A 25,245-nucleotide genomic window follows, 5' to 3' on the forward strand; every position below is an offset into this window, starting at 1 on the left:
GAGGCTCACCCAGCGCAGCGGAAGGTCAGGTTGTAGCGGCAGGGCCCGGTCAGTGTGTGGGTGCCGTGGGCCAGGGCTTGGATGCCGTGGTACGCCAGGCGCGAGGGGCCGCCCCAGACGACGACGTCGCCATGCTGCAGGGGCAGGCGGTGCGCGCGATCGCTTCGGCGCGGGCCGCCGAAGAGGAATACCGCGGGCAGGCCGAGTGAGACCGACACGATGGGCTGTCGGTGGTCGCGTTCGTCGCGGTCCTGGTGCAGGGTCAGGCGGGCGCCGGGCTCGTAGCGGTTGATGAGGCACGCATCGGGCGTGAAGTCGGCGTAGCCTGCCGCCGCCGCGGCGCGGCTCGCGAGCGACATGAATGAGTGCGGCATGCTCGGCCAAGGCCGGCCGCTCTGCGGATCCTGCGCGGCGTACCGGTAGCCGCGCTCGTCGCTGCACCAGCCCAGGGGGCCGCAGTTGCTCATCGCCACCGACATGCGGTAGCCGCCGGGCGTGACGAGGTGGCGCAGCGGCGCCTGTTGCAGCGCCAGCTGCACGTCGGCCAGCAGGGCGCCGGCATCCGCCAACGCGAAGCCGTGCAGCCACACCGCGCCGGGCGCGATGGGTTCTCGCGCTGGGCGTTCGAACAGGCCGCCAGCGCCGAGAAGGTCGGCAGAGTCGTCGTCACGGGATGGCACGGGCGCATCGTCGCATGGCGAGACGCGGCATGCCACGTTGGGCGCTGACGGGCGCCGCACACCCGGCGACAGCGCAGTCGCCAGGCACCGCATTTGGTTGACACATGAGTTAATTATTATGAGAATGGGTCAAACTTTCACCGCAACACCGAAAGGAACGCTTCGATGAAGCCCACGCCCGCCGACTGGCCCCGGATCTCTTCGTGCCTGAACTACCGCGACGCGGCGAAGGCGATCGACTGGCTGTGCGATGCCTTCGGCTTCGAGGTCCGGCTGAAGGTGGAAGGCGAGGGCGGTCGCATCGAGCACAGCGAGTTGACCTATGGCGAGGGCCTGATCATGGTCGGGCAAGAGCGCGAAGAGCAGGCGCGCTTTGGCACCCGCATGCTGAGCCCGCTCTCGGCCGGTGGCATCACCCAGTCGCTGATGATCTACGTGGACGATGTGGACGCGCACTGTGAGCAGGCCCGCCGCGCTGGCGCACGCATCATCAGCGAGCCGTCGCTGCACGACTATGGCGACGACTACTGGGCCGATCGAAGCTACGGAGCGCTCGATCTGGAGGGCCACATGTGGTGGATCAGCGAGCGCGTTCGCGGATGAGCGCCGGCCTCGATGCAGCCCTGAGCGCCCTGGCCGACCCGACGCGCCGAGCGGTGGTCGAGCTGCTGCGGCATCGCCCGCACCGCGCGGGTGAGTTGGCCGACGCGCTGGCGATGACCCCGGCGGCGCTGAGCCGGCATCTGCGCGTGCTGCGGCGATCGGGCCTGATCGCCGACGACGAGCCGGCCGACGACGCCCGGGTGCGCCTGTATCGCCTGGAGCGAAGCGGCTTTGAGCCGCTGCAGGGGTGGCTGCAAGAGCTGGAAGCCTTCTGGGACGATCAGCTGCTGGCGTTCAAGGCACATGCCGAATCGGCAGCGCGCGCGCAGGAGGTGGCGCCGCCGGCGGCCCGTCGACAGCCCCCACGCCCCGCCGGCCGCCATGCGGTGCGACCGCCCCGAAAGGCGCCGAAGTGAGCGCCGTCGACAGCGCACGCGCCACCGACGAGCCCACGCCCGGCGACCGCGCACGCGCCACCGTGGGCGTGGCGGTCGAGCCCGAGGCGGCCTTTCGCCTCTTCACTGAACAGATGGACCTGTGGTGGCGGCGCGGCCAGCGCTTTCGCATCGCACCGGGCGACCGGGGGCTGATGGCGATGGAAGCCGGCGTGGGCGGGCGCGTCTTCGAATCGTGGCACGACGACGCGGGGCAAGAGCTGGTGCGCGAGATCGGCCGGGTGCAGGTGTGGCAGCCCCCCGAGCGGTTGGTGTTCAGCTGGCGAGGCGTCAATTTCGCGGCGGGCGAAGAGACGCAGGTCGAGGTGTTGTTCAAGCGAACCGCTTCCGGCAACACCCAGGTCAGTGTCGAGCACCGCGGCTGGGCGGCCCTGCGCGCCGATCACCCGGTGCGCCATGGCCAGGCGGTTCCGGCGTTCATCCGGATGATGAGCCTGTGGTGGGGAGACCAGTTGACGACGCTGCGCCTCAGCGCCGTGGACCGGATGCCACCCAGGCCACCACCTGAGACGCCGGCAACGCCCCGCTGAGCCGATCCAACTCGCGACCACGCTGCAGCTTCAGCAGCGTGGGAATGCTGCGGATGGCGAAACGCGACGCGGTGCGCGGGTTGTCGTCACTGTTGACCTTCACGAACAGTGCGCGCCCCTTGAGCTGCGCCGCGGCCTGCGCGAACTGAGGGGCCATCGTCCGGCACGGGCCGCACCAGGGCGCCCAGAAGTCCACCACCACCGGCAGGTCGCTGGCGGACACCACCTTGTCGAAGTTGGCATCGGTGAGCTCCACCGGGTGCCCCGTGAGCAGGCCTTCACCACAGCGGCCGCAGACGGGGTCGTGCGTCAACCGGGCCGTCGGCACGCGGTTGGTGGCGCCGCACGCCGGGCAGGCCACATGGGTGGAGGCGGCGGCGGCAGAGCCGGCAGGGGACGATGTCGCGTTCATGCCTGACACCTGGGGGCGTCTCGCGCGTCGTCAAGGGCGATCTCAGCCGCCGAACTGCCGCAAGCGTTCGGAAATCGCATCGCCCACGTGCTGCATGAAGGCACGCACCCGGGCGGTGTCACGCAGGTCGGGGTGGGTCAACATCCACACCGGCACCGTCAGCTCCGGGATGACCTCGGAGACGGCCACGAATTCGGGGTGGCTGGCCTCCATGAAGCACGGCAGGATGGCCACCCCGATGCCGGTGCGCATCATGGCCGCGGCGGCGTTGAAGATGTCCACCCGCACCCGGACGTTGGCATGGGTGAGGTGCTGGCGCATCCAGCGGTCGTACACGCGGCTGCGCGCATCGCGCTCGAAGGCCACCCACGGCGCGTCCTTCAGCAATTCGGGCAGCGGCGTGAGGCCTTGCGGCAGCCCGGGTGCGCCGCGCATCGCATAGACCCGGCAGGGCACATCGCCCAGCGGGCGTCCCACCAGATGCTCGGCCACCTGGCTCGACAGGCGCAGCGCCACATCAGCCTGGCGCTGCGACCAGCTCGTGGTGGATTCGGGGCTGCGGCGGGCCAGATCGACGAGGAAAGCGTTCTCCAGCACTTCGACCTGGATGCGCGGGTAGGCCTGCGCAAAGCTCGCCAGCGGCTGCGGCAGCAAGTGCTCCATCACCACGAAGGCGGTGGTCAGGCGCAGCTCGCCTGTCAGCTCGCGGTCTCGCCCCTGCACCCGGCGCTCGATTTCATCGACCTGATCGGCCATGCGGCGCGCCTGCTCCAGCAGCATCGCGCCCGCCTCGGTCGGGTGGTAGCCCTGGCGCTGGCGGTCGAACAGGCGGGCGCCGAGGCGCGCCTCCAGCGCATCAAGCCGGCGCAACACGGTGGTGTGGTTCACACCCAGTTGGCGAGCCGCCGCCGCCAACGAACCACCCTGGCCGATCGCCAGGGCATAACGCAGGTCGCTCCAGTCCAGATCAGGCATCGTCCCAGTGTCGCCGCATCACTGCAATTTCGCAAACTCATACTGCAATCGCCTGGATTGCACGCAATTCTGCCGAAGCCTACAGTGGCTGGAACCCGTCTTGCTACGGGTTACTACCAAACCATGAACGCCCCGACCCGCCCTCTGCACAGCCTGGATGCCTGGCCCGGCGAAAGCACGCAGCCCCCGCTGCGCCTGTTGGAGCCCACTCGCTTGCGCTCGGGCCACAGCGCAGCGGCGCCGCATCGGCCTCGTCCACCGGGTTGGTTGCAGCGGCTGCGGCGCGTGTTGATCTCGCGCTGATCTCGCGCGCTGGTCTCGCGCCGATCTTGCTTGTCGGAGAAGCGCTGGCGCTGCCAAGCTCCTCAGGTCACCCCGCAGAAGACAGACTGCGTGCAACACGACCCGGCCCGGGAGACTCACTCAGGCATGCACCGGGGAAGGCTCACAAAAACGGGGCACGAAGCCCCGACGCGATGCCATCGATGCGCCCGGCCCGGGCGCGGCGATCAGCGCTGGCCGCCGCGCGATGGCTCCATCGGCAAGGTGACCGAGTAATCGCTGGCAGGCCCATTGCTCATCGCACGCGCGGGGGCCGGTGCCGCGCCACCGATGCCGCCCGGCCGGGTGGACGAGCCACTGCCACTGGCCAGCGTTCCTGGCGAGGTGGTGGTGCGGCGGCCCTCTTGGCGTACCTTGTCGATTTCGGTTTCCAGCGCCTTGATCTGCTCGGCATGGGCCTTGTTCAGGCCATCGACCTGCTCGACCAGGGTGTTCATCAGGTGCGACAACTCGCTGGCATGGGCCTGGCGAAGTTCTTCGAGCTCGCGCTCCTGGCGCAAGCGTTCGCTCTGGCGCTCTTGTTCGCGCTCTTGCGCCTGGCGTGAGTTCGATTCAGCCAGCGACTTCAACTGCGAACTGAGCTGCAGGTTGGTGGCGCGCAGGCGTTCGAGCAGGCGCTGCTGCGGCGTGCCTTCGGCGGGCATGCCGGGCAACACCGAGATGGGGCCGTGGTCTTGCTCGCCCGGGTCGCGCACATCGCGCGAGGAGGACGAACGACCGCCGCGCTGCTGCCGAAGCGCACCGATCATCACGCCCAAGCCGAGGCCAATCACGACGGCCACCAGGGGCCAGATCCATCCCGCCATATCGTTCATCATATTGAGGCTCCGTCGCAGGGATGTGCGAACTTTCACATCCAGCGCTGGATTTGATGGGGCGATTGTGAGGCCAACGCAACGGCGACGCCATCCGTGGGATGCACAAAGGTGGCAAGAAAGCCGCTCCTAGAATCGCGCCCCATGCTGTCGTCCCCCCCGCCGGGCGCGCGCGCCCATCCGCTCGGCGTGCTGCACCGCCTGGTCGTCATCTCTTTGCTGGGCTTTGCGTCGGGGCTGCCGCTGGCCTTGACCGGCCAGACCATGCAGGCCTGGCTGACGCTGGATGGGCTGGACTTGAAGACCATCGGCTTTCTGAGCCTGGTCGGGCTGCCCTACACCTTCAAGTTCCTCTGGGCGCCGCTGATGGACCGGTTCGACCTGCCGCTGCTGGGCCGGCGGCGCGGCTGGCTCGTCCTCACCCAGCTCGCGCTGGCCGGGGCGCTGTGGGTGATGGCCGGCTTGTCGCCCAAGGCCGAGCTGGCCATGTTCGGGCTGCTGGCGGTGGCGGTGGCCTTCCTGTCCGCCTCGCAGGACGCCGTCTACGACGCCTACCGCAGCGACCTGCTGCCACCTCGCGAGCGGGGCCTGGGTGCCTCGCTGAACACGATGGGCTACCGGATCGCGATGGTCGTCTCCGGCGGGATCGCGATGATCTGGACCGATCCGCTTCAGGGCAATGGCTGGACATGGCCCGACGTCTACCGCTGGATGGCCGGCGTGATGGCGGTGGCGGCGGTGCTGAGCGCCTTCGCCTTGCCCCGCCTGCCGATGCCGGCGACACCCAAAACCCCGATGCGCCGCGACCTGATCGGCTTCGGCGCCGTCAGCCTGGCCGTGGCGGCGGGTTATGTGCTGACGAACGGCATGTTCGACCTGGCCCATCGTGGCCTTGCGAACTGGCTGGCCGCCAACGCCGGGGCCCGCGGCTGGCTGGATCTGGGCCTGCTGCTGCTGGGCGTGGCCGTGACGATCCCGCTGGCCGCGTGGGCCGCACGACGGGCCCGTTATGAGACGCTGCTGTCGGGTCTGTCGAGCTACTTCGCCCAACCGGACGCCCGCTCGCTGCTGCTGCTGATCGTGCTCTACAAGTTGGGCGATGCCTTCGCCAGCTCGTTGATGACGCCCTTCCTGCTGCAGAGCATGGCCTACACCCAGGCCGAGGTCGGGGTGGTGAACAAGACGCTGGGCATCTGGTTGTCGGTGCTGGGCGCGCTGCTGGGCGGCGGCCTGATGCTCAAGCTGGGCCTGTGGCGGGCGCTGTTCCTGTTCGGCGTGCTGCAGATGCTGAGCAACCTGGGCTTCTGGTGGCTGGCCGTGAACGGCCAGGGTGCGCTGCCGGGGGTGACCCTGCCCGCGATGGATCTGGTGATCGTCCGCTTGAGCCATCCGACACCGGTGGATGGTGGGCTGATGCTGGTGATCGCGCTGGAGAACATCACCGGCGGCATGGGCACGGCCGCGTTCGTCGCGTTCTTGATGAGCCTCACGAGCCAGCGCTTCTCCGCCACGCAATACGCGCTGCTCTCCGCCTTCGCCTCGCTGGGGCGAGTCTGGGTCGGCCCACCCGCCGGCGTGTTGGCCGGATCGATCGGTTGGCCCACCTTCTTCATCGTCTCGACGCTGTTCGCGATGCCTGCGTTGGTGATGCTGTGGTGGATGCGCCGAACGGTGCAGGCCCTGGAGGTCGACCCGTCGACCGCCGGCAGCGCCGACGATTGAGCGTTCGACGGGAAGCGGGTAGACGCCGATCGCCGCTGTCACGCAGCCGCCGCACAATCGACGCCAGACTGCGCTTGTCCTGCCTTTGCCATGCTGTTTGACCCGACCCGCGAGCCGCCGATTGAACTGCCCCCCCTCGCACAGCACGCGGGGGCTTGCGGCTGCTGGATGCACCAGCGGCGCCGCGCGGCAGGCTGGCTACTGGCGGGCACGGCCGGTGCGGTGGCGCCATGGCCGAGCGTGGCGCAAGACGGGGTGCGAGGCGATGTCGGCCGCCAATCGCGCTTCACCAACCTGGTGTCGGCCGACCAGGTCGAGCAGGCCGCGACGCAGCAGTACGGCCAGCTCAAGCGGGAAGCCGGCGGGCAGGGCGCCCTGGCACCTGAAACCGATCCGCAGCTGCAGCGCCTGCGCGCCATCGCGCAACGCATCATTCCGTTCGCCGCCGCGTGGAACGCCCGGGCCAAGCAATGGCGCTGGGAGGTGATCCTGATCCGCAAGAAGGACCTCAACGCCTTCTGCATGCCGGGCGGCAAGATCGCGTTCTACGACGGCCTGCTGGCACGGCTGCAACTGAGCGATGACGAGGTGGCGATGATCATGGGCCACGAAATGGCCCACGCCCTGCGTGAACACGCCCGTGAACGCATGGGCAAGACGGCGGCCACGCGCTTGGGCGCCGGCCTGCTGAGCTCACTGTTTGGCCTGGGCGACCTGGGCGACGCTGCGCTGAATATCGGCGCCCAGTTGCTGACGCTGCGCTTCTCGCGAGAGGATGAGTCCGAAGCCGACCTCGTCGGCCTGGAGCTCGCCGCCCGCGCCGGCTACGACCCTCGCGCAGGCGTGACCCTGTGGGAGAAGATGATGCGCGCCGCGCAGGGCGCACCGCCGGAATTCATCTCCACCCACCCCGCCGGGCCGACGCGGGTGCGCGACATCGAATCCGCGCTGCCGAAGGTGCAGGCGCTGTATGCCGACGCGCCGCGGCCGCCAAAGGTGTACGGCCCCCCGCCCAAGCCCGCCGGTACCGCCAACCCCTGAGGCCCGCGAGCGGCTGCGCGCGGCGGGCGCCGGCTCACCAGCGCATCGGCAGCCGCGCCTTCAACCGCAGGCCCTTGCCCTCGGCGGCGACGTGGCCGCCGTCCTGCAAGTCTTTCATCAAGCGGCTGACCATCTCGCGGGAGCTGCCCAGGTAGTGGGCCATTTGCTGGTGGGTCAGTCGCTCGGCGATCCAGAAGCTGCCATCGGGCTGCGGCATGGCGCTGCCCTCCAGCAGCAGTTTCAGGCGGCCATACACGTCGTTGAGGGCCAGTTGCTTGGCCGACAGGGTGGCGGCCCGAGCCCGCCGGATCACCTTGGACAACAGCTCGAAGGCGAAGGCCGGCTCGGCCAGCAGATGCTGCTCGAGGGTGGTGCGGGTGACGACCGCGCACACCGTGGCTTCGAGCGTCTCGACGCTGGCTGAGCGGGGGCCACCGTCCAGGCTCATCTCGCCGATGAACTCGCCGGCGCCGTAGGTGCCATAGGTGATCTCGCGGCCGTTCTCGCCCACCGAGAACGCCCGCAGGCGGCCCTGGAGCACGATGTAGAGCGTGTCGCCCTGGTCGCCTTCCTGGATGAGCAGCATGCCCTTGCGGTAACGCCGCACCTCGCCGCGCCGCGCCAGCGCCGCCACGCCCGGCGCCTTGTCGGCCAGTTCCGCGAGCAGATCGTCGGTCGCGCGGTTCGGAGCGGGCAGCGCCATGAGGCGATGCTAGCAAGCGCTCGCCCCTCATCAGCGCACCTTCTTCGCGCCGTGCTCGCGGGGCGTGGCCGGCGCGCCACGCCGGCCAGCGCACCGTCAGACGGTCATCAGGCTGGCACCGAAGCCTGATGCCAGCGCCGGCAGATCGGCCTGTCGGCGCAGGGCCCCCACCATCGGCGGCAGCACCGCCACTTGCTGAACGAGGTCGCGGATGCTCTCCGCCCCGGTCTTGGCGCGGATGTTGGCGATCTGCGTGCGCACCGTGGCGATCTTGACGCCGTGGCGCGCCGCGATGTCGTTCGGGCTGCGCCCCTCGCACAGGCCGCTGAGCACCTGCGCCTCGCTCGGAGAGAGCCGGTGTTCACGCGCGAAGCCCTGGACGGACAAGCCACCCGCCACCTCACGTCGCCCGATGACCAAGAGCGTGGCCGGCACGGTGGGCGACGCCTCGGTACGGCCCGCCGGGGCCAACAGGGGCACCACCGCGATGCCGGCCCGCTCACCGCCCTCGCCCACGGTCAGCAGCTTGCGCAGGCCTCGGCTGGCCGCGGCGTGCAAGGCCTGGTGCAACGCCGTCGCGTCTTTCTGCAACCGCGCCCGCAACTCGTGGCCTTGCAGCAGCAAGGGGTGGTCAGGTGCGGCCAGGCTGCTGCGGGCCGCGTGATTCGCATGTAGCACGCGTCCGCCATCGGCCAAGAGCAGCAGGCCGTAGTCGATCTCGTCGAGCATCAGCGTCAGTAGCCGGGTGAGCAGGGCGGCACCGCCGCGGCGCTCGGGGCCTTGGTAGCCCAAGGCCTGCGTCAGGGCCGGCAGTCCGGTGCTCCAGAACCCGGCCGTGCCCGGTGTTGGGCGGCTGCCCGCCTCGTCTCGCGAGGGCCCCAAGCGCGGCGCAGCGGCGCGGGCTGATGACAGGGCCGGTGACAAACAAAGTTCCATGATCGACCTCCTTGGCCTGCCGGAGTTCGCGCCTGGGGCCCGCAGAGTGCAGGTCGACACGTGGTTCCGGAAGAGGTCTGCAGCTTAGGCACGAGGCTTGCCGCTGCGTTGCCATTTTGACGGTCACGCCTTGTGACAAATTCACCGGGCTTCTAGGTGGGCCGCCCCCCACATCCGCAGGGCTGCGCGAGGCGCCGAACCTGATCTCGGCTCAAGTGCCGCCCACAAACGGGTTGCTGCGCCGCTCATGTCCGAAGCTGCTTTCAGGGCCGTGGCCGGGGATGAAGACGGTGTCGTCGCCCATGGGCCACAACCGGTCGGTGATGCTGGCGATCAAGGTGGCGTGGTCACCGCCGGGGAAATCGGTTCGGCCGATGGAGCCGGCGAACAACACGTCGCCGACGAAGCAGCGCTTCGCCTCGGCGCTGTGGAAGACGACATGGCCCGGCGTGTGGCCGGGGCAGTGCCGCACCGTCAACTGGCTCTGGCCCAGCTGCACCGTATCGCCGTCGTCCAGCCACCGCGTCGGGGTGAACGCCTCGGCCGGCGGAAAGCCGAACATCCGGCTTTGCTGCGGCAGGCCGTCGATCCAGAACTGGTCGCCCGGGTGAGGCCCGACGATCGGCAGGCCCAGCTCGCGCGCCAGCGTGCCGGTGCCGCCGGCGTGGTCGATGTGCGCGTGCGTCAGCCACAGCGCCACCAGCCGCAGGCCGCGCTGGGCGACCTCGGCCTTCAATCGTTCGACCTCGCCACCCGGGTCGATCAGAGCCGCCTCCTGGGTCTGGTCGCACCAGACGAGCGAACAGTTCTGCTGGAACGGCGTGACGGGGATGGTGTGGTAGCGCAGCATGTCGACGCGATTGTCGGGCAGGCCTCGGGGCATGGCGCGGGCCCGCATCCCCCCGATGGCTGACGCGCACGGCTATGCTCGACGGTTTCGCCTTCGAACAACAACGACACGAGACCCACATGAAACGCTGGCAAGCCGACGGGCTGCTCCTGGCCGTGGCCGCGATCTGGGGCCTGGCCTTCGTGCCGCAGGCCTGGGGTATGGAGACCTTGCAGCCGATGGGCTTCACCGGGCTGCGCTTTGCGCTCGGCGCGCTGGTCGTCGCGCCCCTGGCGTGGCGCGAACGGCGGCGACCCGCGCCAGTCGTGCCTGCGGGCGGGCCGCCGCGCTGGCTGTTGCTGTTCGGGCTGGGCTCGCTGATCTTTCTCGGTGCGGCGCTGCAGCAGATCGGACTGGTGACGACGTCGGTGACCAACGCCAGCTTTCTCACGGCGCTGTATGTGCCGCTGGTGCCCGTGCTGGGTTGGCTGCTTTTCGGCCGCCGCCCGCATTGGATCGCGTGGCCCGCCGCGGTGGGCTGCGTCGCAGGCACCTGGCTGCTGACGGGTGGCCAGGCGGTGCACATGGTGGCAGGTGATTGGTGGGTCATCGCCAGCAGCCTGCCCTGGGCACTGCATGTGGTGCTGGTGGGCTGGGCCGCGGGCCGTCTGGGCGCGCCTTACACCGTGGCCTGCGTTCAGTTCATCGTCTGCAGTGTCTTGAGCCTCATCGCCGCCGCCGCGCTGGAGAGCATGAGCTGGGAAGCCGTGCGGGCCGCGGCCGGCGCCATCGCCTACACGGGCTTGATCTCGGTGGGGGTGGGCTACACGGCGCAGGTGGTGGCGCAACGCCACACCCAGCCGGCGGATGCCGCGCTGGTGCTGTCCAGCGAAACCGTGTTCGCGGCGATCTTCGGCGCGCTGCTGGCCGGCGACCGCCTCACCGCCGCCGGTTGGGCGGGGTGTGCGCTGATCCTCGGCTGCATCCTGCTGGCACAGTTGCCGATGCTGTGGCGCCAGCGCGAAGCCGGGCATTGAGCCCGCGCGGGACGCGCGCGAGCAGCGCGCGCCCGGCGGCTCAGAACTGGTAGGCCAGGCCGATCGTGGCCTGCGGCATCGCCCTGACGCGGGCGGTGCCCTCTCGCAACTCTCGGGTTTCCCGGTCGACGTCTTCTTGCCGGGCCAAACCGAGCAGCGGCCCTTCGGTGCGCGTCTCCACGGTGGCCTGGCCGATCGACGCGCCCAGGTCCAGCAGGAATGACAAGCCCCTGACCTGCTCGACGTGGTGGCCCCAACCAACCCCAAGGTAGGGCGTGACCTCGGGGAACTTCACGTGGGCCAGGAAGCGGTCGTCCTCCGTGGTGGGGTAGAGCGTGTGCCCGACGCGGATCGGCGTGCCATCGCCAAAGGCCGTGAGCTCCATGCGGCCATCGTTGAAGGTCGCCCCACCGGTCACGCGGAAGCCGTTGCCGACGACGAACCAATCGGCGAACAGACCCACCCGGCTGAACTGGACATAGCCGCGGTAGTCGATGCCTTCTTGCACACCGTCGACGCGATGGCGGCCGCTGGTGGCGTAGTCCGCCCGCACCCCCAGCCGCTCGCTGAGCGCCTGCGATACCCCCAGCACGATGCCCGGCGCACCGACGGTGGCGTACGAATCGGCAGCATGGGCGGCGCCCACGAAGGCCAGCATCCCCCACCACCCCACACAAGCCAGGCGCGCACCACGCCCTGCGGCCGCACGAATGCGGCAGCCCCACCACTGCATCGGAATCTCCCCTGGAATTGAAGAACCTGCGCGGTCTGCGTTGAACTGCCACGCTGCCGGCCATGCGTGCTCGACCAGCGACAAGCCGGCCCGGGCACGAAAGCGCGCGACTCTACGGCCTCATCGATGACGGGCGGCCGACAACCCTTCAATCTAGGGGGATTGGTTGACGAGGTGTCGACGCTCGATGTAGCGCGCCCGCGGTGCCCGAGCGGGCGCGAAGTGGGCCCAATGGCTTGGAGCAGCGAAGGCCCCAGGACCGTGACTCACGTCAGATCGCGAAGTCGTAGTCGACCACCAACGGCGCGTGGTCTGAGAAGCGCTTTTCCAGGTAGATGTGTTCGCGCCGAGCGAGAGCGGCGATCGCCGGGGTGGCGAGGTGGTAGTCCAGGCGCCAGCCCACATTCTTGGCCCAGGCCTGGCCGCGGTTGCTCCACCAGGTGTATTGCTCGGCCTTGTCGTTCAGGCGCCGGAACACGTCGACCAAGCCGGCCTCTTCCAGCAGGCGCGTCATCCAGGCGCGCTCTTCCGGAAGGAAGCCCGAGTTCTTCAGGTTGCCCTTCCAGTTCTTGAGGTCGATCTCCTTGTGGGCGATGTTGACGTCGCCCACAAGGATGAACTCACGCTGTGCTTTCAGCGCCAGCAGGTGGGGGTAGATGATGTCCAGGAAGCGGTACTTTGCCGCCTGACGCTCTTCGCCGGATGAACCACTCGGGAAGTAACAGCTGATGATGCTGAGCTTGCGGCCCGGTTTGTCGAAACGGACCTCGACATAACGCCCCTCGTCGTCGAACTCGCGCTCGCCCAGCCCGGTGATGACGTCGCTCGGCGTGTGGCGCGTATACAAGCCGACACCGGAGTAGCCCTTCTTCTGTGCATAGTGGAAGTGCCCGTTCATGCCCGCCACCTGTTCGAAGCGCCCGGCCACGTCGGCCGCCTGGGCCTTGACCTCCTGCACCCCCATACAATCGGCCGCAGTCTGGTCAGCCCATTCGACGAAGCCCTTGTTGGCCGCCGAGCGAATGCCGTTCAGGTTGAGCGTGACCAGGCGAAAACCCATGGGTGAAAGTCCTTGATGTCGAAGATGGCCTCCACTGACCCGCTGGCGCAGGCATTCGTGAAGTTCTCGGTGGAAGCCGGGGTGCTGCGCTTTGGCGACTTCAAGACCAAGGCTGGTCGACAGTCGCCTTACTTCTTCAACACCGGTCTGTTCGACGACGGTGCCAAGCTGGCGCGGTTGGGCGAATTCTATGCACGGCGCCTGATCGCCTCGGGCCTGGAATTCGACATGCTTTTCGGCCCGGCCTACAAGGGCATCACGCTGGCCGCCGCGGTGGCCATCGGCCTGGCGCGAGAAGGCAAGAGCGTGCCATACGCCTACAACCGCAAGGAAGCCAAAGACCACGGCGAAGGCGGCCTGCTGGTGGGCGCACCGGTCAAGGGCCGGGTGCTGATCATCGACGACGTCATCACCGACGGCGCCTCCAAGCGCGAGGCGGCCGAGTTGATCCGCGCCGCGGGCGCCACACCGGTCGGCGTGGCCATCACGATGGACCGCCAGGAGCGCGCCAGCGATACCAGCGCTGACAACCGCTCCGGCGTGCAATACGTTGAGCAGGAACTGGGGCTCCGTGTGCTGTCCATCGCCACCCTGGCTGATCTGATGCAATTCCTCGCCGACACCGACGATCCCGCCCTCCAAGCGAACATGGCGCGGGTCGAGGTTTACCGCCAGCGCTACGGGGTGTGAGCCACGCCATGCGCAGCATCGGAGCCGTTTGCCTGGTGCTGTGGGTCGGCACCGCGTGTGCTGCCCCGAACAATCCGTCGAAGCCCAACACGTCACCGCAGCGCACGATCTACACCTGCGTTGACGCGCAGGGCCACCGTCTGAGCTCTGATCGGCCGATCCCGGAGTGCCTGGAACAAGAGCAGCGCATGCTCAACCGTGACGGCAGCGCCAAAGGGGTGCTGCCGCCCGCGCAAAGCCCGGAAGAGAAGTCGCGCCAAGACGCGGCCCGGCGCACTGCCGAACAAGAGCGCCTCGGCCGCGAAGCCGAGGCCCGTCGCGATCGGGCACTGCTGGCGCGCTACCCGAACCTCGTGGCACACGATCTGGCCCGTACCCGGGCCCAAGAGCCGGTGACCCGGCAGATTGAAACCGCGCAACGCCGGCTGGCCGAACTGGAAGCCGAGAGCCAGAACCTGGCCAGCGAACGCGAATCCAACGGCAAGAAGCCGCTGCCCCAGGCCCTGCGGGCGCGCATCGCCGCCAACGAGGGGGCGATCGAGGCGCAGAACACCATCTTGCGCGACCAGCAAGCCGAGCGCGAGCGGCTGGACCAGCAGTACGACGCCGAGCTGGCCCGACTGCGCGCCCTGTGGGCCGGCGCCGTGCCAGGCCGGCTGGGCCCACTGCCCACGCCAGCCTCCGGCCCGCCGACACGCGCTTCTTCGTCGGCGCCCTGAGGCTGCCGCACGTTCCCTGTCTTCCACTACCGAATTCAGACAGCCCGCATGAGCCACTTGACACTTGTTCGCCCCGCCGCGCGGGCCTTGCTGCTGATCGGCAGCTTCTTGACCGCCGCCGCCTGGGCCGGCCAGGTCGACTACCAATGTGACGACGGCTCGGTCATGAAGGGCGACTTTTCGCCCCGTGTCGCCCAGATTCGCCATGATGGGCAGACATGGACGCTGCAGCGAGTGCGAGATTCGCGCGAGGCGCGTTACGCCTCCGGCAAAGAGGGCGTGACCGTCACCATGGTGCAGCGCAACGCGGTGCTGGAGCGCAAGGGCGAGCCGAAACTGTCTTGCAAGCTGGTCAGCCAGGCGCTGCGGCCGGAATCGCTGGGCATTGCACCGCCCGCCCCGCCGGCCTCTGCAGCGCCGGCGCCACGCTGACGGGCCCGCTCGGCAGCGCGCACGCCAAGCGCCCCGCGTGGCCTGACAGCGTGAGGGAACCTTGGCCGCCGCTTCGCCTCTGAGCCCCATGCGTTTGCCCCAGCCCCTCACCACGCTGTTCGCCAGCCGCGCTGGCGCCAGCATCGGCGCCACCGGTTGGCGGCGCTCATGGCTTGGCGGCCTGGCGGCCGGCGCGGTGGCGCTGTCGCTGGCCGCGTGTGGCGGTGGCGGAGGGGGCGACACGTCGCCTGACGACGGGGCGACACTGGCCTACGACGACCCCGTGGCCTACAGCATCGAGCCCGGCGCGGCGCTCGCCAGTGCGGCCGAGGCGGCGGCCGTCACCCACCATCAGTTGGCATTGCCCGGCGGCACGATCGCCTACACGGCCACCGCGGGCCACCTCACCGCCCGTGCGCTGGTCGGCGATTCGGCGTTGGCGAGCATGTTCTATGTCGCCTACACGAAAGACGGTGCCGATCCGGCCACCCGGCCGGTCACCTTCTTCTACAACGGCGGCCCGGGCTCGGCGACCGTTTGGTTGCACCTGGGATCGTTCGGGCCCAAGCGTTTGGTCACCGGCGCCCCCAGCACCTCTCCCACCAAGCCTTTCCCGCTGGTGGATAACGCCGAATCGCTGCTGGATGAATCGGACCTGGTGTTCATCGATGCGGTGGGCACCGGCCTCTCCCAAGCCATCAGCCCCAACGTCAACCGCAGCTTCTGGGGTGTCGACGCGGACGCGGACCTGTTTCGCGACACCATCCGCCGCTGGCTTGCGCTGAACAGCCGCGCCGCGTCACCGCTGTTCCTTTTCGGCGAGAGCTACGGCACGCTGCGCAGCGCCGTGCTGGCAGAGCGGTTGGAATCCGCTGGAGTTCCGCTGGCCGGCGTGATCCTGCAATCGTCGATCCTCGACTACAACAGCAACTGTGCGTTGTTCGCGCCGGACACAGCCGACTGCACCGGCTACCTGCCCACGTACTCGGCCGTCGGCGCGTGGTTCAAGAAGACCCACCCGGTGCCCACGGACCTGGACAGCTTCCTCTTGGACATGCGCAGCTTCGCCGAGCTGAGCTACCAGCCCGCGGTGGAGGCCCACCTCAACGGCACCGGCAGCCCGGATGACGCCTTGTTGACCGCCCTGGTCGACCGCACCGGCGCCAGCCTGAGCCTGTGGAACGCAGAATTCAGCCTCGGCCCCGATCGCTTTCAATGGCAACTGCTGCCCGGGCAGGTGACGGGCCGCTACGACGCGCGCATGGCCGCCCCGCTGGGCAGCCCGCTGGCGGCCGAGGGTGACCCGTCGTCCACAGTGATCAGCGACGAATTCGCCGCCGCGATGCGAGCGTACCTGCCCCAGGTGCTGGGCTACGGCACGCGGACGCGCTACCAGACGTTCAGCGATGCGATCACCTACTGGGATTTCTCGCACGACGGCAATGTGCTGCCCGACGCCATCCCCGACCTCGCCGCAGCGATGACGCTGAACCCGACACTGAAGGTCTTGTCGGTGTCCGGCGTGGACGATCTGGCGACGCCCTTCTACCAAACGGAGCGCGACCTGCAACGGCTGCCCGCCATGGCGCCGCGCTTCACGGTGCGCACCTACGCCGGCGGCCACATGACCTACCTGGACGACACCTCGCGGCTGGCTCAGAAAGCCGACCTGGCGGCGTTCTACCGCGATGCGCTGGCCGCCCAACGCGCGGCCGACTCGCCGGGGGACTCGCGATGATCCGCTTGAAAGCCCGTTGGATGTGGGCCATCGCGCTGGCCACAGCGGCCTGCGGGGTGAGCGCTGCCGGGCCGGTGTTGCGCGACCCGGCGGTACCCGAGGCCGTGCGTCACACCCGGCCGGCGCCGCCGAGCGAAGGCGATACCCTGAAGGCGCTCGTCGAGGCCAAGCTGCGCAGCCGCTTCGACGCGGCCGACACCTCGGGCCAGGGCCACATCACCCGGTCGCAGGCTGAAGCCGCCGGCCTGGGCTTCATCGCACGCCATTTCGACACCATCGACGCCACCGGCCACGGCAGCATCAGCTGGGCTCAGGTGCGCGAATACCTCGCCGAGCGGCAACGCAGCCGCTGAGAGCGGGCCCCGCACTGCGCAGGAGCGGGGCCGCTTCGAGAAACGGCCACTCAGGCCAGCCTGGCCTTCAGCAACTCGCCAGCCTGCGCCGGGTTGGCCTTGCCCTTGCTGGCCTTCATCACCTGGCCGACCAGCGCATTGAAGGCCTTGTCCTTGCCGGACTTGTATTCCTCGACCGACTTGGCATTGGCGGCGATCACCTCGTCGACGATCTTTTCGAGCGCCCCCGTGTCGTTCATCTGCTTCAGGCCCTTGGCCTCGATGATCGCGTCGACGTCCCGGCCTTCGCCTGTCCACAGCGCGTCGAAGACCTGCTTGGCCGCGTTGTTGGAGACCGTGCCGTCCTGCACGCGGCCGATCAGGGCGGCCAGGGTGGCCGGCGCCACGGGCGCGTCCGCAATGTCCCGGTCCTCGGCGTTCAACCGCTTGCTGACCTCGCCCATCAGCCAGTTCGCGACCAGCTTCGGAGCCTGGCTGGCGTCACGTGCAGCCTCGTAGTAACGGGCGAACGCGAGGCTCTGGGTCACCATCGTCGCGTCGTACTCGGGCAACCCATCGGCGGTGACGAAGCGCTCGGCCATCGCCCCTGGCAGTTCGGGCATCGCGGCACGCACCGAGTCCACCCAGGCCGGCGAAATCACCAGCGGCGGCAGGTCTGGGTCGGGGAAGTAGCGGTAGTCGTGCGCGTCTTCCTTGGTGCGCATCATCCGCGTCGCGCCGCGACCGCCATTGGCGTTCGGATCGAACAGCACGGTGGCCTGCTGGATCTTGCCGCCGTCTTCCAGCTGCTCGATCTGCCAATGCACCTCCGCCTCGATCGCCATCTGCAGGAAGCGGAAGCTGTTCAGGTTCTTGATCTCGCGGCGGGTGCCGTAGGGCGCGCCGGGCTTGCGCACCGACACGTTGGCGTCGCAGCGGAACGAGCCTTCCTGCATGTTGCCGTCGCAAATGCCCAGCCAGACGACCAGGCCATGCAGCGTCTTGGCGTAGGCCACGGCCTCGGCGGCAGAGCGCATGTCGGGCTCGGTGACGATCTCCAGCAGCGGCGTGCCGGCACGGTTCAGGTCGATGCCCGAACACCCCGGCGTCTCCAGCCCCTCGTGCATCGACTTGCCGGCGTCTTCCTCGAGGTGGGCTCGGGTCAGGTGCACGGTCTTCGCCTGATCGCCGACGAAGAAGTGGACCATGCCGCCTTGCACTACCGGGATCTCGTACTGGCTGATCTGGTAGCCCTTGGGCAGATCGGGGTAGAAGTAGTTCTTGCGGGCGAAGATGGACAGTGGCGCCACCTTGGCGCCCACCGCCAGGCCGAATCGGATCGCCCGCTCGACCGCGCCGCGGTTGATCACCGGCAGCGTGCCGGGCAGCGCGAGGTCAACGGGGCAGGCCTGGGTGTTCGGCTCGGCGCCGAAACGGGTCGAGGCGCCGGAGAAGATCTTCGACGCGGTGGAGAGTTGCGCGTGCGTCTCGAGGCCGATCACGACCTCGTAGCCACGGATGAGGGCAGGGGCAGTCATGTCGTCAGGCGGGTTGGCGGAGGTGGAAATCGGTGGCTTGCTGGAAGGCATGGGCGGCCTGCAGCAGCTGGCCTTCGGCGAAGTAGTTGCCCAGCAGCTGCAGGCCCACCGGCATGTGGGCCTCGCCGAACCCGGCGGGGATGCTCATCCCCGGCAGGCCGGCGAGGCTGCCGGGCAGGGTGAAGATGTCCGCCAGGTAGGCCTTGACCGGGTCGTCGCCTTGCTCGCCCAGCTTCCACGCGACCGTCGGCGCCACCGGGCCGGCGATCACGTCGCAGGCCTGGAAGCAGGCCTGGAAGTCGTCGGCGATCATGCGGCGCAGCTTCTGGGCCTGCAGGTAGTAGGCGTCGTAGTAGCCATGGCTCAGCACGTAGGTGCCGATCATGATGCGACGCTTGACTTCGGCACCGAAGGCTTCGGAGCGCGTCTTTTTGTACATGTCCAGCAGATCGCCGTGCTGCTTCGCTCGGTGTCCGTAGCGCACGCCGTCGAATCGGCTCAGGTTCGAGCTCGCCTCGGCCGGCGCGATGATGTAGTACACCGGGATCGACAGCTCGGTGCGCGGCAGGCTCACGTCGACCAGCGTCGCCCCCAGCTTTTCGAACTCGGCCAGTGCCGCTCGCAAGGCGCCGTTGACGTCCGCCGCCAATGCCGCCGGGAAGAACTCCTTGGGCAGGCCGATGCGCAGGCCTTGCAGCGGCTTGGCCGCCGTGGCTCCAGCGCGGGGCTTCAGCATCTCGGCATGGAAATCCTGTGGCGGACGCTGCACGCTGGTGGCGTCACGCTCGTCGAAACCGCTCATCGCTGAGAGCAGCAGCGCGCAATCTTCGGCCGACCGGGCCATCGGCCCGGCCTGGTCCAGGCTGGAGGCGAAGGCGATCATCCCGTAGCGCGAGCACACGCCGTAGGTGGGCTTGATGCCGGTGATGCCGGTGAAGCTGGCCGGCTGGCGGATCGAGCCCCCGGTGTCGGTGCCGGTGGCGGCAGGCACGAGGCGCGCGGCCACGGCTGCGGCCGAGCCGCCGGACGAGCCGCCCGGCACGCGCGTCACGTCCCACGGGTTCTTCACTGGGCCATAGGCCGAGTTCTCGTTGGCCGAGCCCATCGCGAATTCATCGCAGTTGAGCTTGCCCAGGCTCACCGTGCCGGCCTGGTTCAGGCGGGCCACCACGGTGGCGTCGAAGGGGCTCGCATAGCCTTCGAGCATCTTCGAGCCGGCCGTCGACGGCTGGCCCTTGGTGACGAAGATGTCCTTGTGGGCGATCGGCACGCCCGTCAATGGGCCCGCTTGGCCGGCGGCGCGGGCAGCATCGGCCGCCCGGGCGGCCGCGCGGGCGCCTTCGGCGTCCACGTGCAGGAAGGCGCCGAGCGAGCGCTGGTCGTTCACTCGGCCGAGCAGGTGCTCGACCAGTTCGGCACTCGAAACCTCTTTCGAGGCGAGCGCGCGGCTCAGTGACGCCACGCCCAGGTCATGCAGGGGGGCGCTCATTCGATCACCTTCGGGACGAGGAACAGGCCGTTCTCCAGCGCGGGCGCGCTGGCCTGGTTGGCCTCACGGTCATTGGCCTCGGTGACACGGTCGTCGCGCATGCGCAGCTCGACCGCCTGCACCGCCGACAGCGGGGTGTACAAGGGCTCAACGCCCGCGGTGTCGACCGCGCTCATCTGCTCGACGATGCGGAAAAAGCCGTTCAGCTGGCCCAGCATCGCATCGGCCTCGTTGGTCGAGAGCTCCAGCCGCGCCAGATTGGCGATGCGGCTCACGTCCTTTTGGGTGAGTGGCATGGAATGAACTTGGGTTGAAGCGCGCAGTGCGCGAAGGCTTCGAAATCCGCCTGAAACCGGGCCGGACAACGGGGTTCGACGGGCCGGCCGACCTTGAAAAATAGGGTGCCGCCACCTCGGTGGCCCAGGGGGCTTAAGGTATTATCTCCGGTTAATCCACAAGCCGCGGTTCACTCTGTTGCGGCCCTTTCGGAAGGCCGATGCTGGCACCGGAAAGGCGGCGCGAAACACGCGGTGTCGTGGGTCACGTTTGGAATCCTCAGTTGGCGGTGTCCCGGCCTTAACCTGCCGCCCATCCACCGCAACGCACCCTCCCTCCGCGCTTTCCCGCCGCGCCCCATCCCCATGCAGCCCGAGGCTTTGAACCCGATCGCGTGCCCAGCCGGCACCCGTGGTGCGTTCGCCCCGGCGTTGCCAGCCAGCCAGTTCTGACCACCAATGTTCGCACCACTGCGTCGTTACTTCTCGACCGACCTCGCCATCGACCTGGGCACCGCCAACACGCTGATCTACGTGCGCGGCAAAGGCATCGTGCTCGACGAGCCCTCGGTCGTCTCCATTCGCCACGAAGGCGGCCCGAGCGGCAAGAAGACCATCCAGGCGGTCGGCCACGAGGCCAAGGCCATGCTGGGCAAGGTGCCCGGCAACATCGAGGCCATCCGCCCGATGAAGGACGGCGTGATCGCCGACTTCACCGTCACCGAGCAGATGCTCAAGCAGTTCATCAAGATGGTCCATCCGGCCTCGCTGCTCAAGCCGAGCCCCCGGATCATCATCTGCGTGCCCTGCGGCTCGACCCAGGTCGAGCGGCGCGCGATCCGCGAGTCGGCGCTGGGCGCTGGCGCCTCGGAGGTGTATCTGATTGAAGAGCCGATGGCCGCCGCGATCGGCGCGGGCCTGCCGGTTTCGGAGGCCTCGGGCTCGATGGTGGTCGACATCGGCGGCGGCACCACCGAGGTCGGCGTGATCTCGCTGGGCGGCATGGTCTACAAAGGCTCGGTGCGGGTCGGCGGCGACAAGTTCGACGAGGCCATCATCAATTACATCCGCCGCAACTACGGCATGCTGATTGGCGAGCCCACCGCCGAGAGCATCAAGAAGAGCATCGGCTCCGCCTTCCCAGGCTCGGAAGTCAAGGAGATGGAGGTCAAGGGCCGCAACCTCTCCGAAGGGGTGCCGCGCAGCTTCACGATCTCGTCCAATGAGATCCTCGAAGCGCTGACCGACCCGCTCAACCAGATCGTCTCCTCGGTCAAGAACGCCCTGGAGCAAACGCCGCCGGAACTCGGCGCCGACATCGCCGAGCGCGGCATGATGCTGACGGGCGGCGGCGCGCTGCTGCGCGACCTGGATCGCCTGCTGGCGGAAGAGACCGGCCTGCCGGTGCTGGTGGCCGAAGACCCATTGACCTGCGTGGTGCGCGGCTGCGGCATGGCGCTCGAACGCATGGAGCGCCTCGGCGCGATCTTCACCTCGGAGTGAGGCCTGCCACGCGGCCACCATGCGTTGTCGGCCGGTGATCTACAGCCCCCGTGTTGCCACCGCCGTGCCCACGGGTGCTCGTGACCTTTCTAGCAGTGTGAACCGGCCCTAGTCATGCCTCTCGGCACGCTCGACCGCACGCCACCGCCATTCTTTCGCCAGGGCCTGCCAGCGCGGACCAAGCTCGTGCTGTTCTCGGCGCTGGCGGTGTTCCTGATGGCGGCCGACGGCCGTGTCGGCCTGATCCAGCCTTTGCGGGCCGCTGCCGCCACCGCGCTGCTGCCGGCCGTGCGGGTACTGAGCGTGCCGGTGCAAGCCTGGCACGGCGGCGGCGAGTACCTGGCCGGGCTGCAGGCTGCACTGTCCAGCCGGGACGCCATGCGCGCCATGTTGGCGCAGCAAGCCGAGCGTTCCGCGCGGGCAGATCAGCTCGCCCAGGAAAACGCACGGCTGCGCGCGCTGCTGGAGCTGCGCCCGGCGGTGACCGTGAAATCGCTTGCCGCCGAAGTTCTGTACGAGGCGCCTGATCCGTTCTCGTACAAGCTGTTTCTCGATCGGGGCCAGCAGCACGGCGTGGTGGCCGGCGCGCCAGTGATCAACGAGGCCGGCGTGCTGGGGCAGGTGACCCGCGTCTACCCGTTCTCGGCCGAGGTGACGCTGCTGGTCGACAAGGAAGCCGCAATTCCGGTGGTCAACACCCGCACGCAGCACCGCAGCGCCGCCTTCGGCAGCGGAGACGGCCATGCGATGGAGCTGCGCTTCGTCGGTGGCAATGACGATGTCCAGGCAGGCGACCTGCTCACCACCAGCGGCACCGATGGCGTCTATCCACCCGGGTTGCCGGTGGCCAAGGTTGCCGTGGTCGATCGGCGCGCCGACTCGGCCTTCGCCCGCATCTCGCTGGCACCGACGGCCCAACCCGATGGCGTTCGCCACGTGCTGGTGCTCGAACCCCTGAGCGTGCAGCTGCCCGCCCGGCCCGAAACGCCCACCGAGGCCGAAACCCCGCGTGGCCGCAAGGGGGGCAAGCGATGAAGGGCGTGATCATGCCCCGCGGCGCCGACCAGCTGCTGCTGCCGGTGAACCCGCTGTTCCTCTGGTTCACGCTGCTGCTGGCGTTCGGGCTGAACCTCGTGCCCAGTGGCCGCAGCCCGGCGATGCCCGACTTCATGGCCTTGACGCTGGTCTTCTGGAACGTGCATCAGCCCCGCCGCGTCGGCATCGGCTGGTCGTTCCTGTTCGGGCTGCTGATGGACGTGCACCAGGGCGCCTTGCTGGGCCAGCACGCGCTGGCGTACACCGTGCTGAGCTACCTGGCGATCATGATCCATCGCCGCCTGCTGTGGTTTGGCGTGGTGCAGCAGATGCTGCAGGTGATGCCGCTGTTCTTCGCTGCCCATGTCGCCTCGCTGATCGTGCGGCTGGTGATTGGCGACAGCTTTCCTGGCTGGTCGCTGTTCATCGCGCCCCTGATCGAGGCCGCCCTGTGGCCGGTGGCGAGCGTGCTGCTGTTGGCGCCACAGCGCCGCCCGCCCGACCCCGACAAGAACCGGCCGTTGTGATCCAGCTGCGGATGGACATGCTCACGGGCCCTCGCGCGGCCGGCAGGGGGCTCGCATGACCGAGCTGAAAGATCTGGCGCGTGAGCTCGATCGGTTCCGCCTGCGGATCCTGGCGGCCGCGCTGTTCGTGCTGATCGGCTTCGGCCTGCTCACCGCGCGCCTGGTGTATCTGCAGGTGATCAAGCACGACGAGCTGTCACTCAAGGCCGAGGCCAACCGCACGGCGATCGTGCCCATCGTGCCGAACCGTGGCCGCATCGTCGACCGCCACGGCGTGGTGCTCGCCAACAACTACACCGCCTACACGCTGGAAATCACGCCGAGCAAGGTCGATGACCTGGAGGCGACGATCAACGCCCTGGCGGAGCTGGTCGAGATCCGCCCGAGCGACCGCCGCCGGTTCAAGCGGCAACTGGAGGAGAGCAAGAGCTTCGAGTCGCTGCCCATCCGCAACCGGCTGTCTGAAACCGAGATGGCGCGCTTCATCGCTCAGCGCTTTCGGTTTCCGGGGGTGGACATCAAGGCACGGCTGTTCCGCAACTACCCCCTTGGCGACACCGGCAGCCACCTCATCGGCTACATCGGCCGCATCAACCAGGCCGAAAAGCTGGCGATGGAGGACTGGGACGAAGATGCCCAGGCGAACTACCGCGGCACCGAATACATCGGCAAGCTCGGGCTGGAGCAGGCCTACGAGAGCGAACTGCACGGCCGCACGGGTGTGGAGCAGGTCGAGACGTCGGCCGGGGGCCGGGCCGTGCGGCGCCTGGACAGCAAGCCGTCGACGCCCGGCAACACCCTGGTGCTGTCGATCGACATCAAGCTGCAGGCGCTGGTCGAGCGGCTGTTTGGCGAGCGCCGCGGTGCGCTGGTGGCCATCGACCCGCGGAATGGCGAGGTGCTGGCCTTTGTCTCCAAGCCCACCTTCGACCCCAACCTGTTCGTCGACGGCATCGACGCCGATTCCTGGCGCGAATTGAACGAGGACATCGACAAGCCGCTGCTCAATCGGGCACTTCGGGGCACCTACCCCCCCGGCTCCACCTTCAAGCCGCTGATGGCCATGGCCGCATTGAACAGCGGCAAGCGATCGCCCAGCACGGTCATCCAGGACAACCTCACCTACACCTTCGGTGGCCACACCTTCGGCAGCCCGGAGACCGACCGGCCCGGCCCGAAAGACATGCGCGCGGCGATCGTCACCTCCAGCAACGTCTACTTCTACAGCCTCGCCAACGAGATGGGCGTGGACCTGATCCACGACCAACTCGAGCCCTTCGGCCTAGGCCGAAAGACCGACATCGACCTGCAAGGCGAGGTCGCGGGCGTGCTGCCATCGACCGAATGGAAGCGCCGCCGTTTCAACCAGAAGTGGTACGCCGGCGAGACCATTTCGCTGGGCATCGGGCAGGGCTACAACAACTTCACGATGCTGCAGATGGCCACGGCCTACGCGACCATCGCCTCGGGGGGCCAGCGCTTCAAGCCACGGCTGGTGCGCGAGATCGAAGACGTGGTCAAGCACGACCGGCGGCGGATCGCCAGCGACGCGCTGGATCCGCTGCCACTCAAACCGTCGGACGTGGGCGTCATCCAGAACGCGATGAACGGCGTGACCTTGGAAGGCACATCGCGCCAGGTCTTCATGGGTGCGCCGTACCAGAGCGGTGGCAAGACCGGCACGGCGCAGGCCGTGGGCCTGAAGGCGGGCGAAAAGTACAGCAGCATCAAGGCGGACGAGCGCAAGCGTGACCACTCGTTGTACGTCGCGTTCGCGCCCATGCAGCAGCCCACAGTCGCGCTGGCCGTGATCGTGGAGAACGCCGGCTGGGGATCGGCATCGGCCGCGCCCATCGCGCGCCGCGTGTTCGACTACCTGCTGCTCGACCAGTACCCCAGCGAAGAAGACATCGCCAAGACGCAGCAGGGCCAGACATTCGCGCCCATCGGCACGCCCCGCAAACCGGCGGATGTCCCCCTGCCCACCGGTCCCGGCGCCTCGGTGACGATGGGCGTGGTAGCGCCACCCGAGCCAACAGCCAGCGCCACGGCGGTGGCCGCGCCAGCGCCAGCGTCGGGAGCATCCCGATGAGC

The 25,245-nt window shown here is 68.7% G+C and carries 28 protein-coding genes; 16 read left to right on the forward strand and 12 right to left on the reverse strand.

What is annotated here, in order from left to right:
- Positions 1-5: 5 nt before the first annotated feature.
- Positions 6-632 carry a DNA oxidative demethylase AlkB gene (gene alkB, locus AACH06_RS08810; RefSeq protein WP_341425534.1) on the reverse strand — a complete coding sequence of 209 codons (627 nt, stop codon included), beginning with the start codon at positions 630-632 and terminating at the stop codon, positions 6-8.
- A gap of 213 nt (positions 633-845) precedes the next feature.
- Here alkB and AACH06_RS08815 point away from each other — a divergent pair, with 213 nt between their 5' ends.
- From AACH06_RS08815 to AACH06_RS08825, 3 genes are read left to right on the forward strand one after another with little or no spacing between them, the layout of a single operon-like run.
- Complete coding sequence (locus AACH06_RS08815; RefSeq protein WP_341425282.1) at positions 846-1,283, forward strand: VOC family protein; 438 nt, start codon at positions 846-848, stop codon at positions 1,281-1,283.
- A complete protein-coding gene (locus tag AACH06_RS08820; protein WP_341425283.1) occupies positions 1,280-1,699 on the forward strand; it encodes an ArsR/SmtB family transcription factor in 420 nt (139 codons plus the stop codon). Before AACH06_RS08815 ends, AACH06_RS08820 begins: the two co-directional genes overlap by 4 nt.
- Entirely contained in the window at positions 1,696-2,268 is a 573-nt protein-coding gene (locus tag AACH06_RS08825; RefSeq protein ID WP_341425284.1) for an SRPBCC domain-containing protein, read from the forward strand. The genes AACH06_RS08820 and AACH06_RS08825 overlap by 4 nt, the downstream gene beginning before the upstream one ends.
- Here AACH06_RS08825 and trxC read toward each other — a convergent pair.
- Positions 2,207-2,680, reverse strand: coding sequence for a thioredoxin TrxC (gene trxC, locus AACH06_RS08830; RefSeq protein ID WP_341425285.1), 474 nt, complete (start codon positions 2,678-2,680; stop codon positions 2,207-2,209). The genes AACH06_RS08825 and trxC overlap by 62 nt on opposite strands.
- A 42-nt stretch (positions 2,681-2,722) precedes the next feature.
- Positions 2,723-3,655: a LysR family transcriptional regulator gene (locus tag AACH06_RS08835; protein WP_341425286.1), complete on the reverse strand. Its 933-nt coding sequence runs from the start codon at positions 3,653-3,655 to the stop codon at positions 2,723-2,725.
- 123 nt (positions 3,656-3,778) lie between these two features.
- On the opposite strand from AACH06_RS08835, the gene AACH06_RS08840 reads away from it, so the two are divergent.
- Positions 3,779-3,958, forward strand: coding sequence for a hypothetical protein (locus tag AACH06_RS08840; RefSeq protein ID WP_341425287.1), 180 nt, complete (start codon positions 3,779-3,781; stop codon positions 3,956-3,958).
- A gap of 206 nt (positions 3,959-4,164) precedes the next feature.
- Here the strand turns inward: AACH06_RS08840 and AACH06_RS08845 are convergent, their stop codons facing one another.
- A complete protein-coding gene (locus tag AACH06_RS08845) occupies positions 4,165-4,815 on the reverse strand; it encodes a hypothetical protein (RefSeq protein ID WP_341425288.1) in 651 nt (216 codons plus the stop codon).
- A gap of 141 nt (positions 4,816-4,956) precedes the next feature.
- Between AACH06_RS08845 and AACH06_RS08850 the strand changes: the two genes are divergently transcribed.
- A complete protein-coding gene (locus AACH06_RS08850) occupies positions 4,957-6,534 on the forward strand; it encodes an AmpG family muropeptide MFS transporter (RefSeq protein WP_341425289.1) in 1,578 nt (525 codons plus the stop codon).
- 90 nt (positions 6,535-6,624) lie between these two features.
- The gene (locus AACH06_RS08855) at positions 6,625-7,575 is read left to right on the forward strand and encodes a M48 family metallopeptidase (RefSeq protein WP_423221998.1); all 951 of its coding nucleotides are present in this window, start codon (positions 6,625-6,627) and stop codon (positions 7,573-7,575) included.
- Positions 7,576-7,609: 34 nt separating this feature from the next.
- Here the strand turns inward: AACH06_RS08855 and AACH06_RS08860 are convergent, their stop codons facing one another.
- From AACH06_RS08860 to AACH06_RS08870, 3 genes are all read right to left on the reverse strand, one after another.
- The gene (locus AACH06_RS08860) at positions 7,610-8,278 is read right to left on the reverse strand and encodes a Crp/Fnr family transcriptional regulator (RefSeq protein WP_341425290.1); all 669 of its coding nucleotides are present in this window, start codon (positions 8,276-8,278) and stop codon (positions 7,610-7,612) included.
- 96 nt (positions 8,279-8,374) lie between these two features.
- The gene (locus AACH06_RS08865; RefSeq protein ID WP_341425291.1) at positions 8,375-9,214 is read right to left on the reverse strand and encodes a helix-turn-helix transcriptional regulator; all 840 of its coding nucleotides are present in this window, start codon (positions 9,212-9,214) and stop codon (positions 8,375-8,377) included.
- 211 nt (positions 9,215-9,425) lie between these two features.
- A complete protein-coding gene (locus AACH06_RS08870; protein ID WP_341425536.1) occupies positions 9,426-10,064 on the reverse strand; it encodes an MBL fold metallo-hydrolase in 639 nt (212 codons plus the stop codon).
- A gap of 119 nt (positions 10,065-10,183) precedes the next feature.
- Here AACH06_RS08870 and AACH06_RS08875 point away from each other — a divergent pair, with 119 nt between their 5' ends.
- Complete coding sequence (locus tag AACH06_RS08875) at positions 10,184-11,080, forward strand: DMT family transporter (RefSeq protein WP_341425292.1); 897 nt, start codon at positions 10,184-10,186, stop codon at positions 11,078-11,080.
- A gap of 40 nt (positions 11,081-11,120) precedes the next feature.
- Here AACH06_RS08875 and AACH06_RS08880 read toward each other — a convergent pair whose 3' ends face one another.
- Both AACH06_RS08880 and AACH06_RS08885 read right to left on the reverse strand, forming a co-directional pair.
- Complete coding sequence (locus AACH06_RS08880) at positions 11,121-11,813, reverse strand: hypothetical protein (protein WP_341425293.1); 693 nt, start codon at positions 11,811-11,813, stop codon at positions 11,121-11,123.
- Positions 11,814-12,084: 271 nt separating this feature from the next.
- A complete protein-coding gene (locus tag AACH06_RS08885; protein WP_341425294.1) occupies positions 12,085-12,873 on the reverse strand; it encodes an exodeoxyribonuclease III in 789 nt (262 codons plus the stop codon).
- Between the two features lie 24 nt (positions 12,874-12,897).
- On the opposite strand from AACH06_RS08885, the gene pyrE reads away from it, so the two are divergent.
- The 5 genes from pyrE (at position 12,898) to AACH06_RS08910 (ending at position 16,805) form a co-directional block, all read left to right on the forward strand.
- Positions 12,898-13,563, forward strand: coding sequence for an orotate phosphoribosyltransferase (gene pyrE / locus AACH06_RS08890; RefSeq protein WP_341425295.1), 666 nt, complete (start codon positions 12,898-12,900; stop codon positions 13,561-13,563).
- Positions 13,564-13,571: 8 nt separating this feature from the next.
- Positions 13,572-14,282 (forward strand): DUF4124 domain-containing protein, encoded by a 711-nt coding sequence (locus AACH06_RS08895; RefSeq protein ID WP_341425296.1) that lies wholly within the window; start codon positions 13,572-13,574, stop codon positions 14,280-14,282.
- A gap of 48 nt (positions 14,283-14,330) precedes the next feature.
- Entirely contained in the window at positions 14,331-14,714 is a 384-nt protein-coding gene (locus AACH06_RS08900; protein WP_341425297.1) for a hypothetical protein, read from the forward strand.
- A gap of 88 nt (positions 14,715-14,802) precedes the next feature.
- The gene (locus AACH06_RS08905; RefSeq protein ID WP_341425298.1) at positions 14,803-16,452 is read left to right on the forward strand and encodes a S10 family peptidase; all 1,650 of its coding nucleotides are present in this window, start codon (positions 14,803-14,805) and stop codon (positions 16,450-16,452) included.
- Positions 16,449-16,805 carry an EF-hand domain-containing protein gene (locus AACH06_RS08910; RefSeq protein WP_341425299.1) on the forward strand — a complete coding sequence of 119 codons (357 nt, stop codon included), beginning with the start codon at positions 16,449-16,451 and terminating at the stop codon, positions 16,803-16,805. The genes AACH06_RS08905 and AACH06_RS08910 overlap by 4 nt, the downstream gene beginning before the upstream one ends.
- Positions 16,806-16,855: 50 nt before the next feature.
- On the opposite strand, the gene gatB is transcribed toward AACH06_RS08910, so the two are convergent.
- Genes gatB through gatC form a run of 3 tightly spaced genes read right to left on the reverse strand, consistent with a single transcriptional unit; the run spans position 16,856 to position 20,107 of the window.
- Positions 16,856-18,322 carry an Asp-tRNA(Asn)/Glu-tRNA(Gln) amidotransferase subunit GatB gene (gene gatB / locus AACH06_RS08915; protein ID WP_341425300.1) on the reverse strand — a complete coding sequence of 489 codons (1,467 nt, stop codon included), beginning with the start codon at positions 18,320-18,322 and terminating at the stop codon, positions 16,856-16,858.
- A gap of 4 nt (positions 18,323-18,326) precedes the next feature.
- Positions 18,327-19,811: an Asp-tRNA(Asn)/Glu-tRNA(Gln) amidotransferase subunit GatA gene (gene gatA, locus AACH06_RS08920; RefSeq protein WP_341425301.1), complete on the reverse strand. Its 1,485-nt coding sequence runs from the start codon at positions 19,809-19,811 to the stop codon at positions 18,327-18,329.
- Positions 19,808-20,107 (reverse strand): Asp-tRNA(Asn)/Glu-tRNA(Gln) amidotransferase subunit GatC, encoded by a 300-nt coding sequence (gatC, locus tag AACH06_RS08925; RefSeq protein ID WP_341425302.1) that lies wholly within the window; start codon positions 20,105-20,107, stop codon positions 19,808-19,810. Before gatC ends, gatA begins: the two co-directional genes overlap by 4 nt.
- A gap of 438 nt (positions 20,108-20,545) precedes the next feature.
- Between gatC and AACH06_RS08930 the strand changes: the two genes are divergently transcribed.
- From AACH06_RS08930 to mrdA, 4 genes are all read left to right on the forward strand, one after another.
- Positions 20,546-21,589 carry a rod shape-determining protein gene (locus tag AACH06_RS08930; RefSeq protein WP_341425303.1) on the forward strand — a complete coding sequence of 348 codons (1,044 nt, stop codon included), beginning with the start codon at positions 20,546-20,548 and terminating at the stop codon, positions 21,587-21,589.
- Between the two features lie 114 nt (positions 21,590-21,703).
- Positions 21,704-22,624, forward strand: coding sequence for a rod shape-determining protein MreC (gene mreC, locus AACH06_RS08935; RefSeq protein WP_341425304.1), 921 nt, complete (start codon positions 21,704-21,706; stop codon positions 22,622-22,624).
- Between the two features lie 5 nt (positions 22,625-22,629).
- Positions 22,630-23,151, forward strand: coding sequence for a rod shape-determining protein MreD (gene mreD, locus AACH06_RS08940; protein ID WP_423222003.1), 522 nt, complete (start codon positions 22,630-22,632; stop codon positions 23,149-23,151).
- 55 nt (positions 23,152-23,206) lie between these two features.
- The gene (gene mrdA / locus AACH06_RS08945; RefSeq protein ID WP_341425306.1) at positions 23,207-25,243 is read left to right on the forward strand and encodes a penicillin-binding protein 2; all 2,037 of its coding nucleotides are present in this window, start codon (positions 23,207-23,209) and stop codon (positions 25,241-25,243) included.
- Positions 25,244-25,245 lie beyond the last annotated feature (2 nt).

It is taken from the genome of Ideonella lacteola (assembly GCF_038066555.1).
GTDB lineage: Bacteria > Pseudomonadota > Gammaproteobacteria > Burkholderiales > Burkholderiaceae_C > Ideonella > Ideonella lacteola.